Genomic DNA, 14,904 nt, shown 5'->3' on the forward strand with positions numbered 1-14,904 from the left:
TATATTAAATAGGCTTTTTTGCTTTCGTTATGATATCGTTCGCTATTAGTTCTCCATGATGGCGACCATTCTCAATAAAGATTTCATTGGCATTGTTCCCTGCAGCAATAACACCCGCAATATAGCATCTACCTACATTAGTCTCCATCGTTTCTTGATCAAATGTAGGTCTACCAGACGCTTCGTCGATCTCGATACCGATTTTAGTTAGAAAAGAATGATCTGGATGGTAGCCTGTCATAGCGAAAACGAAATCATTTGCAATGGTTCTCTCTTCGTTGTTTACAGTGTACACGATTTCTTTTTCGCGAATTTCCACTAGCTCAGCATTAAACTCCATTTTCACCTTGTCGTTTCTCACTAATGCTTCAAATTCAGGTAAAATCCATGGTTTGATGCTCTTGGAGTACTGTCCTTGGCGATATAGGACTGTGGTACGAGCTCCAGCTTTCTCAAGCTCCAAAGCTGCGTCAACAGCTGAATTCTTCCCACCTACGACCACAACATCTTTATTAAAATATGGGTGTGGCTCTTTGAAATAATGCATCACTTTATCGAGGTTTTCACCAGGGATGCCCATATAATTGGGACTATCATAATACCCCGTCGCAATCACAACATGCGTTGCATGGTATGTGGCTTCCTTAGACTCGTGAAGTTTTTCTGACTCTATGACGAATCCGTCTTCATTCGTTATGATTTTGTTTACCTTTTCGTACGAATGAATTCGTAGATTCTTCCTTTTGGCGACATCTCTATAATAAGCTAGCGCTTGATTTCGCTTCGGTTTTCTTTCTTCGATAATAAACGGCACATCTCCTATTTCAAGCTTTTCACTTGAACTAAAAAACGTTTGATGTGTTGGGTAATGGTAGATCGCATTGACAATATTACCTTTTTCAATGATCAATGGGTCGAACCCGTGATTTTGAAGTTCGATCGCAGCAGACATGCCACATGGTCCAGCTCCAATAATAACTACCTTTTCTTCTCTCATATTCCCTCACTCCTGCAACAATCCATATAAAGACGATTTATTTCTATTTATTGTACTCATAACAAACAAAAAATTCCCTACCTGAATGATAGGGAATTTCGATCACAATATCAACTATTTAAATCCAACCACGGAAACGTGATGCTTCAGCCATTTTTCGTACCCCAACCATATAAGCTGAAAGCCTCATATCAACGCGTCGTGTTTCTGAGGTTCTATAAATGGAATTGAATGCATTTACCATAACCTTTTCAAGCTTTGCTTCTACTTCTTCTTCCGTCCAATAGTAACCTTGGTTATTCTGTACCCATTCGAAGTAAGATACGGTTACTCCTCCGGAACTAGCAAGAACATCCGGTACAAGAAGTATGCCTCTCTCAGTAAGTATTTTGGTCGCTTCAATTGTTGTTGGACCATTCGCAGCTTCTACTACGATACTTGCTTTAATTTGATGTGCATTTTCTTCTGTAATTTGGTTTTCGATTGCTGCCGGAACAAGTATATCGCAATCAAGTTCAAGAAGTTCTTTATTACTAATCGTCTCTTTAAATAGTTTTGTTACCGTTCCAAAACTATCCCGACGATCTAATAAGTAATCGATATCTAGACCCTCTGGATCATGAAGAGCACCGTATGCATCGGAAATCCCTACGATTTTTGCCCCTGCATCATGCATAAACTTGGCAAGGAAGCTACCAGCGTTACCAAATCCTTGAATAACGACACGTGCCCCTTCGATTTTGATGCCCTTCTTCTTCGCTGCTTCACGAATACAGATAGTTACACCTTTTGCAGTTGCAGACTCACGACCATGCGACCCACCGAGAACAAGTGGTTTCCCTGTAATGAATCCTGGTGAATCAAATTCACGAATACGGCTATATTCATCCATCATCCATGCCATAATTTGGGAATTAGTAAACACGTCAGGAGCAGGAATATCTTTGGTGGGGCCAACGATTTGACTAATTGCCCTTACATAGCCTCTACTTAGTCTCTCAAGCTCTCTAAATGACATTTCACGAGGGTCACAGATGATTCCACCTTTACCTCCGCCATAAGGTAGATCGACTATTCCAGCTTTAAGGCTCATCCATACGGATAATGCTTTCACTTCAGTTTCGGTTACATCAGGATGGAACCGAACTCCTCCTTTTGTTGGACCAACTGAGTCGTTGTGCTGAGCACGATACCCGGTAAAGATTTTTATTGATCCGTCATCCATTCGAACTGGAATACGGACTGTCATCAACCTCATAGGTTCTTTCAAAAGTTCATATACCTCTTTTGGATAGCCTAACTTATCAAGTGCTTCATTAATGACCGATTGCGTCGACTCTAATACATCCCTTTTCTTTTTGTTGCTTTGTCCATTGTCTGTTTCGTTTTTGTCGACCATTACTTAACCTCCCATTACTATGCCCTTACTGTGGTGTTTTCATAAAAAGATCCAATTAAGGCGACCTTTGACCCATTTACTTCTAAAAGTTTTTCGTTTTTCAATATTTCATCATTAGTTCATTAGTAAATAGAATACTCTATTGTCTTGCTTTCAAAACATAGTATACACGTTTAGGTATCCTATGAGAAGGTATTCCGTCCACATTTTATGCAATTTGTTTCACAAACTTGCAAACGCTTACTACATAGGCCCATTTTGCTATTCAGAAAGAAAACCTCACAATATTGTGAGGTTCTTTTTATTATATTATTTTTTTAGGCCAAGTTGTAGTAATTCTTCAATCATCTCTTCATAAGTAAAACCGATTTCTTTAGCTGCATCAGGGTACAAACTAGTAGGTGTCATGCCTGGCAATGTATTTACTTCAAGAAAGACTGGCTTAGAACCATCTTTAGGGATGATGTAATCAACCCTGGAATATGTTTCACACCCTAGTAATTCGTGAGCAAGAACAGACTCTTCTTGAATCATATCTGTAAACTCTTTTGAAATTCGTGCAGGAACGATATGCTCACTTCCGCCCTCTGCATACTTCGATTCATAATCATAGTACGCATTTCGGGGAACAATCTCTACAACAGGTAAACTACGTACATTTCCCTTCTCACCTAGCACGGCAACTGTAACCTCCGTACCAGAGATGAATTCTTCAAGAATCACCTTTGTATCAAAGCGAAACGCCTCTTCTATTCCTTGTACTAATTCGTCTTCATTTTGTGCAATCGTTAACCCTATCGTAGATCCTTCACTATTTGGCTTCACAACTACCGGGAAATCGAAAGGAAGATCGAGATTAGCATAGTTGTCACCACGTTCTAGTACAAGATCCTTTGCAAGTCTAATGCTTGTTTCTTGTAGCACTTTTTTACTCTTGGCTTTATCCATCGCTACTGCTGATCCTAGAACGCCAGAACCAACGTACGGAATTTCTAACATATCGAGCAAACCTTGAATTCTGCCATCTTCTCCAAATCTACCATGAAGGCCAATAAACACCATATCTACATCTAATTTTAGAATTTCACTTATTCTTTCTGGGTGAAAGTCTATTCCGACAACATCATGGCCGTTATGTTCAAGAGCGGCAATAATTCCTTTACCGCTTGAAAGGGAAACTTCTCTCTCGGCAGATGTTCCACCATATAAAACTGCTACTTTCATGTTCAAATACCTCCTGGGCTACATTTATGTACATCATTATATTCGTTATTAATCTAATTGGAACAACTAAAAACTTCTCTCATCATATCATGTTTTTTTTGGAATTTGTTGCAGAGTTTCATGACCTCAGCCATTTATATTGGAATTCTGTCCATCTCTTTCGTATACTTGCATTATCTTCAAGAAGAAAGGAAATGCCGACATGCCAAAGACCATTCTTTTTACGTTTGCACACCCTGATGATGAATCATTCACATGTGGTGGCACGTTAGTTGAACTCTCTAAGCAAAAAGATACCAAAACGGTTCTATATAGTGCAACAGCAGGAGATGCAGGGAAATGCGGTGAGCCACCTATTTGCACCCGTGAAGATCTCGCTAGTGTTCGAAGAAATGAACTAACAGAAGCTGCTACTCACCTAGGAATCGATGATCTCATAATAGATGATTACCAGGACGGTAAATTAAGCGAGCTCTCACCTAATACGTTAAAAAACAGGCTTATCGAGCTTATAGATCACATTAAACCTGATGCTGTCGTAACGTTCCCTCCTCATGGCTTATCAGGACACAGTGACCATACAGCGATTCAAGAAGCTACTCTACAGGCTATCCAAGAACAGCCAAACAGTGTGAAAGAGTTGTACTACGCAACATTCCCACAATCCCTAGCCACTGAAACTGGAAATCCTGCTTTTGCGGATCCTGATGAGAACATAACTCTCATTAAATCATTTACAGGAGAGCATATGAAAACCGTTCAACGTGCTCTACTTGCTCATAAAACGCAACACTTATCCGTTGAGCGAGTTTTTCCAACTATCCATCACAACAGCGGGTTTTCAAAGTTTGGCAACAAAGAATATTTTATTAAAGCTTGGGATAGCGGCTCGAATCAAAACTCTATCCTTTTATAGCTCATAAGAAAAAGCCTTCCGTTTCGCTCACCGGAAGGCTTTTTTTTATTGAAAATAGTGATTCAATTGTTTTATAGCAGTATCGCTCATCAACGTCTTTCCGTATTCGATTACACGATAACTTGTAATTGTAGATGGATTTCCAAACTCAGCTAATAAGGCGATGAGCGTATTTAATTCGACTTCACCAAAATCTTCCTCGTTGATCTTCAAATAGAAGTGTTGTTGGAAGGAATAGAGAGTCCCACCTTCGATCCCTACATCATTCAAGCGTTTTGAAAGACCGATAACGTCTTCGAAGGTATTAAATTCATAAAATACTTCATCGCTTTCATCAAGCGTTACCTGCATTTCAATATACTCATCATTATAGTCGTCTTCTATATCGTTTTCTTTCGAACCTTTCGTAACGATCACGACCATTCCTTGTGCAGGCAATGAGAACACTTCAACTGCGATAGGGCCATCTACTTTAAAACCAAGTTCGTCATCAGCTTCCATAATCATTTCTCTGAATAACTTATGGACTTTTGGCACGTCCTGCCATAATTCTTCTTTAGTTATTCCTCTCTCGTTTAAATCGTCATAAGTGAGAAATATTTTAATTTTATCGTATGTTAAACGTTCAAGACGCATCTAATTCCCCCCTACCGTCTGTCACCAGCATATCCTTTAACATAATATATGTGATATTACATAGATGGTTCTTAGTTGACGATATTCTATAGTCTACACCGTTTTGGGAATGTTAGACAAGTCCTGCACCTCTTCTACTAAGTTGAGAGTTTATGAAGCTTATCTTTAATCCAACCATCCCACTCATCTTTGTTATTACCTACAACGTATTGTTCATAGGCTTGTCTCTTATCTCCCTGTAGATGTGACAAAGCACCGCCACCTACACCAATCGTCAAATCTGGAAAACGATCGTCGAGGCGATCGATCAAGTTTAAGCACTTTGGTAGATTGGACATAAGAGTACAAGATAAAAACAAAATGCTAGGAACTGTATCTTCCAAAACGATTTCAATATCTTTCTCAGGAATGCTCGGCCCTAGATAAATAACTTCAAAACCTTTTCTTCTAAGATATAACGTAAAGATTAGAAGACCCAATTCGTGATATTCATCGGTTGAACAAACAGCCATTACCTTTGGTAAATAACCATCGATTGGAAGAGTATGAAAAATCATTCCTATCCTTGATCGAAGAAATGCAGTAGCAAAGTGTTCGTGCGCAACCGTTATCTTCTCATTTTCCCATAACTCTCCAACTTTAACCTGAAGCTGACCTAAGATGTCTTGTACAACTTTATCTATGCTAAAAAGAGAGAAAGCTTGGTTCAACAGCTCTTGTGCCTTGTTTTCATCAAACGAAAGTAGCGCTCCCAATATGTCATCAGCTAACGCATGGGACCGATCTCTAGTTAACTCTTGAGAATCTGAATGAGGCTCAGTATTACCATCCTCAAGCAATTCCACGGCTTGACTAATTGTAAACCCTTGTTCTGTTTTCTGTACAAGCCACTTCAAAACAGACAAATGCTCATCCGAATAGAGGCGATGACCTGCATCATTTCTTATAGGAGAAATAATATTATAACGTCTCTCCCATGCTCTTAGCGTGCCTGGTTGAATACCCAGCTTTTTAGACACTGCCTTAATATTATATTTACCTTCTGACATTGTCTTCTTCTCCTCTACTATTCCATTATCCCCCTTAGTATAAGGGATGAGTGAGGTTTGTGTAAACTTTGTATAAGTTATTTCCTTTTTAATGTAAATAAATGCGTCTCTGCTGGAGCCATCAACCTTAAAGGAAGTGTTGTTGTACCGTAACCATTACTTATGACTACAGTCGTTTCACCCACTCGTTTTATCCCACCCTTTTCCCTGATACCAAAGCCAAGAATTCTAATTTGTCCACCATGTGTATGACCAGAGAGCAGTAACTGAATTCGGTCATTTTCTTTTAGTTCATGTTTGATATCAGGGTTATGACTAATTAATATCTTTGTATTTGCTTTTGCACATGCTAAAGCTTTCCGAAGAGAATGGTGATGTGTGGAGAGGTCGTCAATGCCTAGGAAACTTATTTCTTCTCCATTACGTTCTATGGTTTCAGCGGAATTGTTCAGAATATGTACGTTGTTGTTTAGAAGAATCTGTTCTAATTGGTCAGGGTCCTCTTCATAGTCATTATTTCCCCATACAAAATAGCACGGTGCAACATGACTAAGTTTCTTCATATTCTCATTCACTTTATCGAAGGAAACCCCTTTTTCCATCACATCCCCACCGATAACAACGACATCTGCTACCTCTTGAACTTCCTTTATAATTCCATCAGAAATCCTGCGATTATGTAAATCTGAAATAAAGAAGATAGTGAAGGATTGAAATTGCTCAGGTAGACCTTCAATGGGAATTTCTTTCTTCACCACCCTATTCAAATGTGCCTCGATCCACATATAAATCAACAGCAGCGCGATGGCTGCTGTACCCACATAAAATACGATGATCATCCTTCAACGCCCTTCCTAAATTTCTTAGCTGCTCTTGCTGTTTCTATATTAGCTGATAACACGCCATAGATCACAGCCATGATAAGAGAAGCACTCGATAACCAAACGTTCCTCTCAAATAATACCCAATAGATCCCAGTTAATAAACTAAACTCCAAAAGAATCGCTCCGTATCGCTCTTTAATTCCCATTGAGATGAAATTTTCAAGTTGGTTTCTTATTATACTTGCTACAGCTAAGAACCCAAATAAAAAGCAAAGCGCTCCAAAACCATAGCGAAAACTATTCAACATCAAATCTGTAAACGTGATACTTTTTAACACTAGCGTTTGCTGAGCAAAAAACAGTAACACAAACGCTAACACTAAACGCAAAAAAGATAGCAGCATAGCAAAACCTCCCCCTCTATACCTATGTAAGAGAAGGAGGTTTTATAAATATGATTTCTACATTTCTTTAATATCTAGAACTTTGAACCCATTTTGCTCAAGTTTTGCTATGAATTGATCGATGTTTTCCTTCTTCTCAATCTTCATAACAATTCTTCTTACATTCTGATTCGTTTCATCAAAAGTGGAGAGAGAAATGATGTTCTCATGGAAACTTTTTGCAATTTTAGCAAGTCTAGCAATTCTACCTTCCGTTTCTGAAGAAGCGAAGGCAATCCTTACTCCTGATTTACGCATACCAAAAGCACTTTGGAACTGATCAAGAATATCTGCTCTTGTAATAATTCCAATACACTCTTCTTTCTCATCAACAACGGCAACCAAAGGTGCGTCATTTACTAACAACAACGTCGTTTCAAATACTGCTTCTTTATCAACTGTGACATCCTTTTGATAAGCGATATCTCCAGCTTTTGTCTCCCTTAAGAATTGAGCTTTATCCGCGATCTCACTTTTAAAGAACGTTTTATAAATTCGGTTAAACGTTACGATCCCTCTATATTTTCCTTCTTGAATAACGGGAACCCCATCAATCTGATTGTTCTTTAGTATTTCAAGTGTTTCTTCAAGGCTTGTGTCGTACTTCACATAAACCGTTTCTCTAATTGTTTTCATTGCACTTCTTACAAACACGTCCATCACCTCTTCAAAAAGTTACTTTCCCATATTATTAATACCATATTATCAATACAATGTCCTCCCTAAAGATCAATAATGCAAATATGGGGTCAATTTTTAATAAAATGGGCGATATCGTTTCTTGAATATTCAGTCTTTTTAAGGTAAGATATTATCATAAGATACCCTTAAAAGGACGTATATTAAACTAACGGAGATGATGGACCCATGATAAACAAACTAAAAACACAATCTTTGTTGGGAAACGATGACCTTGATTTCAACCGTCGTCTAGGAATGCCGGTGGAAGTGTTTTGTCCTAAGATCAAGGATACCGTAGCATTCGGGAAGATCGAAATGTTCGATCAAAGCGAATTATTAATCAATGGAAATTGTTTTCAGATCGAGCAATATCTATTCTTTGGATGCCCAGAGCATAGGTAAGCTTTACTTGTAAAACAGATTTATGTCGAAGTTGTCTTTCATGTAAGTAAACACATCATGCCGTTTTTCCCATTGAGATTCATTTTTCCATAGTTCCTCACTACGATCAATAACCTCTAGTCGCAGCGAATCAAGCTCATCTTCAGCTTTCTTTAACTTTTTTGTAACTCTCCTCAACAGATAGTATACGAACCCAGTAAGCATAATCAAGATAACAATGAAAGGTGCTCTTGAGAAAGAAAACACCTCCCACAGAATTGAAGTGCTCACCTGGAGCTGGTACACGATGAGACCTCCACTACCAACTAATAAGAGCATGAAAACATAACTATAAAACTGTGATTTAGCTTTGTACTGTTTTTCTTCCATTTTCCGCTCAACGAGTTCGTTCAATAAAACGAGCGTTACATCTGACTGTGGTTGAGGGAGATTCCACTGCTTTAAAGCATCCATGGTTGTCCTCCTTTTTTGAAACTAGTGTATGCTCAAGATTCAGAAGATAATACCAGTGATGCAAAGAGCACGTAGAACTCACGTTAGGAATACATTGAATACAAGAGGAAAATAGCCACCATCGATAAAAAAAGCAGCGCTAAAATACGCACAAGTGTTAGAGAAGGTGTCGTTTCTTCTCTTTTTTTATTTGTTTTCTTTCTATTCGATTTATGCTTATGATATTCCTTTCTAGATGGCAAAGGACTTTCTTTTCTCATTGAACTCACCTTTCATGATGGACTCATTTTGAGGCTTTAAATTTGAGCAAACACCCCATAATGAAATCGATTAAGAAGTGTGCAGTTATCGTCACTGCTATATTACCAGTACTTTTGTAGACAATCCCTAACAAGAAGCTTATCCCGACTACAAGGCTGAACAAAACTGGTTTAGTCAAATATCTAACATGAATAATTGCAAACAATAAACTAGCCATCACCAATCCGAAGTGTGTCTGTAAAACTCCTCGGAACATTAATTCTTCACTGATCGATATAAGTAACGACAATACAAATATGTGAAAAATAGATCTCTTTCCAAATATCCGTTCATTGATCCCTCCATCATCAAATGCAGATTCAGGTAGAACCTTCATCAAGACTAAATCGATGGAAATAATCAAAAGTGCGGCCCCACCACCAAATACGATCATGTCGATCCACCTTAAGTCAAAAATCTGAGGAAGAAACCAAATTTCACGAAAAAGAAAAAATCCTCCTACAAACGATAGTGCTACCAATACAAATTGAGTTAAATAAACATTCAAAAGTAATTCTCGATCTGAGAGGGTTTTTATAGCTTCTGCTTGTCTATTCTTCACCCTGCTCCCCCTTAGTAACGTTTAACATTAATTGCAATTCTTGATCCCAATTCATCCATACGTGCTCTAGAGCTGAATCTTCTTGTTTCATATACTGCTCTTCATCAAGGCCGCAAATATCACAGCATTGTTCGATCGAAGTCGTATATTCATCAAACCGTTTCAAAAGCCCGTGTCGTCTACATTCATCTTCAGAGAGCCAGTTTTTAAAACCTAACCACTTTGTTAATTTCCTCTTTCTCAACGTATTAACTTCAATCGAAAGTTCTTCCAATAGGTTATGATAGTGAAATGGTTTTATTAAACCATTTTCCAAAACACCTTTCAGTTGCAATTGATAAACAATAAACCGCCAAGCTGTTTCAGAAAGCCTATGCTGAACGCCTTCCTTCTCATAATCAAGCGAAAGCACTTCACCCTTTCTCATTTGAAGATTAGCCAAAACCTCTTGTATTTGTTGGCGTTCAGGTAATTCAGTATCAATAAATGCAATCGGTAATCGCTCATCTTTTTCTGTATAAAGATGGATTGCGATCGCTGGTTTTTGATCTCTTCCTGCACGGCCAATCTCTTGAAGGTAGCTCTCAATATTCGATGGTGGATGGAAATGAATAACGTACCTTACATTGCTTTTATTGATCCCCATCCCAAAAGCGTTCGTACTACAAATAATAGAAATCTCATCATTTAAAAACTGCTGTTGGATAAGAAGCCTCGTTTCAGATTCCAGTCCTGCATGGTAAGTTGCAACACCCTTAACTCCAGATTCCGTGAGTTTGTTACTGACCCGTTCCGCAAGAGACCTACTCGAGAAATAGATGATTCCTGGTCCTTGAAGAGTCTTGCCATATTGTAAAACAGAGCGTAACTTGGAATCTAGTGAATGATGTCTTTCCAATTTAATCGCTATGTTTGGTCGATCGACGGTATTGATATGTAGCGCGGGATGCTTCATGTTTAATTGCTTAACGACATCCCTTCGTACATCTTCTGTCGCGGTAGCAGTTAAGGCAAGAAGCGGTGGGTTCGAAAGCTCCTCCCTAACGTCACCTAGCTTTAAGTAATCAGTTCTAAAATCATGCCCCCACTGTGATATACAATGTGCCTCATCCACTACCATCAACGAGAAATGAATATTCTTCAGAGTTTGTTTCACCCTATTATTTTGAAGAATTTCAGGTGAAGCAAAGACAAACCTATACGTCGATAAGTTTTGAAGAGCGTTTATCCGTTTATCGAAGTTCAGGAAACTATTCAGTGCCAAGACACGCTTTTCACCATTCGTTTTTAATTGCTGAACCTGATCCTCCATCAGTGAAACAAGAGGAGAAACGATCAAGACAGGAGAATGTCCGGAGTAAGCCGGAAGCTGATAGCAAAGCGACTTCCCAGCACCAGTAGGAAGCATCGCAAACACGTCTTTGCCATCTAAAACGTCTCGTATAATCTCCTCTTGCCCTCTTCTAAATTCCTTATAGCCAAACTGCTCATATAACACCTTTGTTAAATCCATTAAACCCCTTCTTTGCACAGAGTTAATCTAATTTCAAAATATCCATAGCGGTCATTCAGATGATCTCGGATGGTTTTTAGTCTCTGACTGTTCGTCTCATTGCTCGCCTTTAAGATGTCCTCCTGTGATTGTTTAGAAACGAAGGAATCGATTGAAAAACCCGCAACGTTTATCGCTATTTCCACGATGTGATCCTCGATCGTACTCCTCTTCAATCTTCTAATGTCCATGATTTGTTGAAACGTCATTCCTTTTTGGAGGAGCGAATACGTAGTTCGAGTGGATGCTGTCAATGGGACAGGGATCCGTTTATTCTCAACAAAAGACGATAATATAGGAAATGTTGCCGGATCATCTCGCGTATGTGTGATACAAGCATGTATGACGCCATAAAAGAACAACAATCCTTGTTCATTAGAAATATGAAGAGTTGAACAACTTTGATGAAATGTTAAACCAGTTCTATGAAAGCCACTTAACCGTAGTACAAACAATCGAGCATGTGCTTCGGGGAGCTTCCTTAATACCTGTGTTAGTTCTTCGTAAAGGCTCCTTGCAATCCGCTCACGTTTCTCTGATTTCTTAGGGAAATGCTTTCTAACCCACTCCTGAACTTGTTCATCACGAATGACTGGATAAAATATCATGTTATTATTTACTGAATGCGATAGCGTCTGCATGAATAAACTAATACGAGCCCAAAAGACTTCAGTAATTTGATGGTACTTCCAACCATTTAAGTATGGGGGAAAAGGGTGTTGTTTTAGAAAACCTTCTAGGGCAACGTTCCCTTTCTCATTTACCTTGTAAGTATCTTGACTCACCTTCTCTAGAAAGCCATTTTGATAAAGAACCAAAACAGATTCTTCAATATGGCTACGATCCAATGTCCTTTGCATCCCGAATAAGAAAGACAGTTGAAATAACTTTGCATCCTGAATTGTTTGAGATGATTTTTTACCTTTTAGTAAGTGTAAAGCTCCTGAAATTGTTCGTTCACCATTCATTTGATTTAGTACAAACAAAATGAGTCCGTCTATGTATCGTACCATTGTATCACCCTATTTCTTTCTGCCTCTATTGTATCAAATTTTTTGTTCTGTTTAGTGATTTTCAAATCGGGTAACCTTTTAATAACGTTAGTAAAGGATTTAGCTATTGAAAAGTCAAGGCATCACCTTTACAATAAAGTTATCAAAAACTTTCATTTAATGAATATTGTGGTGATGAAAGACATATAGAAGTATTGAATAGGAGGTTAATACATGGCTAAGTATACTATTGTAGATAAAGATACTTGTATCGCTTGTGGGGCTTGTGGCGCTGCTGCACCTGACATTTATGATTACGATGATGAAGGTATCGCTTTTGTAACACTTGATGATAATGAAGGGATCGTTGAAATTCCTGATGTGCTTCACGAAGATATGATGGACGCATTTGAGGGCTGTCCTACAGATTCTATCAAAATTGCTGAAGAATCTTTTGATGGAGATCCACTGAAATTCGAATAAAGATTCACCAATCTCCGATACATATATCGGAGATTTTTTTTATTATCTTTTTCTCTGTATCGAAATTGACACTTTAGTGCTTTCGTGGTAAAAAGTAATGTATTATCTTTTCTAAATATTATAACAAAAAAAGAAAAGAAAAAAGGAGTGGAGATTGTTGGCACATGTGTTAGTTACTGATTCTATTCAAGAAGATGGATTGCAACCATTACTTAATGACGATTCTATTCAGTGTGATATTGGCTCAACTGAGGAATTCGAGCAGCACCTTCCTAGATATGAGGCGCTATTAGTTAGAAGCGCTACAAAAGTAACATCTGACCTCCTCGATAAGATGCCCAACTTAAAAATTGTCGCGAGGGCTGGTGTAGGGATCGACAATATCGACATAGATGAAGCAACGAAGCGAGGTGTTATCGTTGTTAACGCTCCTGACGGTAATACAATCTCAACGACAGAGCATACTTTTGCGATGATGGCCTCTCTTGCAAGAAACATCCCACAAGGAACCTCTAGTTTGAAAAGCGGAAAATGGATGAGAAAACAATACGTAGGTACAGAACTGAACCGCAAAACACTAGGTATTATCGGTTTAGGAAGAATCGGTACAGAATTATCAAGAAGGGCTAGAGCCTTTGGGATGAATGTCATGGTGTTCGACCCATTTTTAACGAATGACCGTGCCGATAAACTCGATGTAGAGTCAGTCGACATCGACGCCCTGCTTGAGCATTCAGATTTCATTACTGTCCATACTCCTCTTACTGAAAATACTCGAGGATTAATCAATGAGGAAACTCTCGCAAAAACTAAAAAAGGCGTTTTCCTCATCAATTGTGCGAGAGGTGGAATCATCGACGAAGCATCTCTCGTTCCGTTCCTAGATTCTGGTCACATAGGCGGTGTGGCACTAGATGTTTTTGAATCAGAACCACCAAATGAAGACCACCCTTTGCTCAAATACGACCAGGTTATCGTAACTCCACACCTCGGTGCATCAACAAAAGAAGCTCAATTAAACGTTGCAGCACAAGTTGCTGATGAAGTTCACTTATTTCTTAATGGCAAACCTATTCGAAATACGATCAACCTACCTGCATTTTCAAACGAAGAATATGACAAGATCAAGCCATACTACGAACTTACACGTAAAATGGGCAGCATCCTCTCACAATGTATGAAATCTGCGGTAAACATTGTCGATGTAACATATGCAGGAACATTGACAGAATTAGATACAGCGATCTTAACTAGGAGCTTAATGGCTTCTTTCCTAAGATATAGATTAGACACAACTGTTAATGAAGTGAATGCTCCTTCCATCGCCAAAGAACGTGGCATTACTTATGGTGAGAAACACACTTCAGAAACGCAAGGTTACTCAAATCTCATTTCAGTAACAGTAGAAGGTGACAAAGGTTCATTTTCTTTACAAGGTACGTACATCAAAGAATACGGCGAGAGAATTACACAATTAAATGGATTCGATATCGATTTCCATCCTCAAGGGCATCTTCTATATATTCAACATAATGACCGCCCTGGAGTGATCGGGAACGTAGGAAAAGTGTTAGGTGAGCATGAAGTGAATATCGCTACGATGCAAGTAGGAAGAAAAGTTGCTGGTGGAGAAGCCATCATGATGCTTTCTTTCGATGAAGCGCTCCCTAACCACATAGAAAGCACAATCGAAAGCGTTCAAGATATCGTTAAGGTAGAACAAATTAAAAGCGTGTAAACGAAAAGAACAAGAGCCGACGGCTCTTGTTCTTTTAGATTTCGAGAAAGGCTTAAGTACCATTTGCGACGGGTAGGGGGGAATTTCGGCTCCTGTGGGGTCTCACCTGTCCCGCATATCCCGCTATAATCGAGCACCCTTCCGCTCCAATCAACATTAATATGATTGATTTAAAGACTAGACAAAAGCTTATTAAATACGGATATAGTGATTACCTAATAAATTATCGCACGGAAAGTTTGTTCTGAACCAC

The 14,904-nt window shown here is 38.7% G+C and carries 16 protein-coding genes; 4 read left to right on the forward strand and 12 right to left on the reverse strand.

Annotated features, from left to right (window positions below; translation table 11 throughout):
• Positions 1-4: 4 nt before the first annotated feature.
• The 3 genes from LCM09_RS00805 to LCM09_RS00815 all read right to left on the reverse strand — a co-directional run bounded on the left by LCM09_RS00805 (position 5) and on the right by LCM09_RS00815 (position 3,620).
• Positions 5-997 carry a YpdA family putative bacillithiol disulfide reductase gene (locus tag LCM09_RS00805; protein ID WP_224878023.1) on the reverse strand — a complete coding sequence of 331 codons (993 nt, stop codon included), beginning with the start codon at positions 995-997 and terminating at the stop codon, positions 5-7.
• 118 nt (positions 998-1,115) lie between these two features.
• Entirely contained in the window at positions 1,116-2,396 is a 1,281-nt protein-coding gene (locus LCM09_RS00810; protein WP_224878025.1) for a Glu/Leu/Phe/Val family dehydrogenase, read from the reverse strand.
• Between the two features lie 309 nt (positions 2,397-2,705).
• A complete protein-coding gene (locus LCM09_RS00815) occupies positions 2,706-3,620 on the reverse strand; it encodes a D-alanine--D-alanine ligase (RefSeq protein WP_224878027.1) in 915 nt (304 codons plus the stop codon).
• Positions 3,621-3,822: 202 nt separating this feature from the next.
• On the opposite strand from LCM09_RS00815, the gene LCM09_RS00820 reads away from it, so the two are divergent.
• Positions 3,823-4,536 carry a PIG-L deacetylase family protein gene (locus LCM09_RS00820; protein ID WP_224878029.1) on the forward strand — a complete coding sequence of 238 codons (714 nt, stop codon included), beginning with the start codon at positions 3,823-3,825 and terminating at the stop codon, positions 4,534-4,536.
• Between the two features lie 45 nt (positions 4,537-4,581).
• Here LCM09_RS00820 and LCM09_RS00825 read toward each other — a convergent pair whose 3' ends face one another.
• The 5 genes from LCM09_RS00825 to LCM09_RS00845 form a co-directional block, all read right to left on the reverse strand.
• Positions 4,582-5,172: a genetic competence negative regulator gene (locus tag LCM09_RS00825; RefSeq protein WP_224878031.1), complete on the reverse strand. Its 591-nt coding sequence runs from the start codon at positions 5,170-5,172 to the stop codon at positions 4,582-4,584.
• 137 nt (positions 5,173-5,309) lie between these two features.
• Positions 5,310-6,221, reverse strand: coding sequence for a MerR family transcriptional regulator (locus tag LCM09_RS00830; protein WP_224878033.1), 912 nt, complete (start codon positions 6,219-6,221; stop codon positions 5,310-5,312).
• Between the two features lie 77 nt (positions 6,222-6,298).
• Positions 6,299-7,060 carry a metallophosphoesterase gene (locus LCM09_RS00835; RefSeq protein ID WP_224878035.1) on the reverse strand — a complete coding sequence of 254 codons (762 nt, stop codon included), beginning with the start codon at positions 7,058-7,060 and terminating at the stop codon, positions 6,299-6,301.
• Entirely contained in the window at positions 7,057-7,449 is a 393-nt protein-coding gene (locus tag LCM09_RS00840) for a hypothetical protein (protein ID WP_224878036.1), read from the reverse strand. Before LCM09_RS00840 ends, LCM09_RS00835 begins: the two co-directional genes overlap by 4 nt.
• Positions 7,450-7,506: 57 nt before the next feature.
• Entirely contained in the window at positions 7,507-8,142 is a 636-nt protein-coding gene (locus LCM09_RS00845) for a CBS domain-containing protein (protein WP_224878038.1), read from the reverse strand.
• A gap of 213 nt (positions 8,143-8,355) precedes the next feature.
• Between LCM09_RS00845 and LCM09_RS00850 the strand changes: the two genes are divergently transcribed.
• Entirely contained in the window at positions 8,356-8,571 is a 216-nt protein-coding gene (locus LCM09_RS00850) for a hypothetical protein (RefSeq protein ID WP_224878040.1), read from the forward strand.
• Between the two features lie 3 nt (positions 8,572-8,574).
• Here LCM09_RS00850 and LCM09_RS00855 read toward each other — a convergent pair whose 3' ends face one another.
• The 4 genes from LCM09_RS00855 to LCM09_RS00870 form a co-directional block, all read right to left on the reverse strand.
• A complete protein-coding gene (locus tag LCM09_RS00855; protein ID WP_224878042.1) occupies positions 8,575-9,024 on the reverse strand; it encodes a DUF2663 family protein in 450 nt (149 codons plus the stop codon).
• A 283-nt stretch (positions 9,025-9,307) separates the two neighbouring features.
• Positions 9,308-9,886 carry a CPBP family intramembrane glutamic endopeptidase gene (locus LCM09_RS20860; RefSeq protein ID WP_224878044.1) on the reverse strand — a complete coding sequence of 193 codons (579 nt, stop codon included), beginning with the start codon at positions 9,884-9,886 and terminating at the stop codon, positions 9,308-9,310.
• On the reverse strand, positions 9,876-11,399 hold the full coding sequence (locus LCM09_RS00865; protein ID WP_224878046.1) for a RecQ family ATP-dependent DNA helicase: 1,524 nt from the start codon (positions 11,397-11,399) through the stop codon (positions 9,876-9,878). The genes LCM09_RS20860 and LCM09_RS00865 overlap by 11 nt, the downstream gene beginning before the upstream one ends.
• On the reverse strand, positions 11,399-12,451 hold the full coding sequence (locus tag LCM09_RS00870) for a YpbB family protein (protein ID WP_224878048.1): 1,053 nt from the start codon (positions 12,449-12,451) through the stop codon (positions 11,399-11,401). The genes LCM09_RS00865 and LCM09_RS00870 overlap by 1 nt, the downstream gene beginning before the upstream one ends.
• 213 nt (positions 12,452-12,664) lie before the next feature.
• Here LCM09_RS00870 and LCM09_RS00875 point away from each other — a divergent pair, with 213 nt between their 5' ends.
• Both LCM09_RS00875 and serA read left to right on the forward strand, forming a co-directional pair.
• Positions 12,665-12,913 carry a ferredoxin gene (locus tag LCM09_RS00875; RefSeq protein ID WP_224878050.1) on the forward strand — a complete coding sequence of 83 codons (249 nt, stop codon included), beginning with the start codon at positions 12,665-12,667 and terminating at the stop codon, positions 12,911-12,913.
• A 157-nt stretch (positions 12,914-13,070) separates the two neighbouring features.
• On the forward strand, positions 13,071-14,651 hold the full coding sequence (serA, locus tag LCM09_RS00880; RefSeq protein ID WP_224878052.1) for a phosphoglycerate dehydrogenase: 1,581 nt from the start codon (positions 13,071-13,073) through the stop codon (positions 14,649-14,651).
• Positions 14,652-14,904 lie beyond the last annotated feature (253 nt).

Origin of the sequence: Guptibacillus algicola (genome assembly GCF_020171805.1) — a bacterium.
Classification (GTDB): Bacteria; Bacillota; Bacilli; order Bacillales; family Guptibacillaceae; genus Guptibacillus; species Guptibacillus algicola.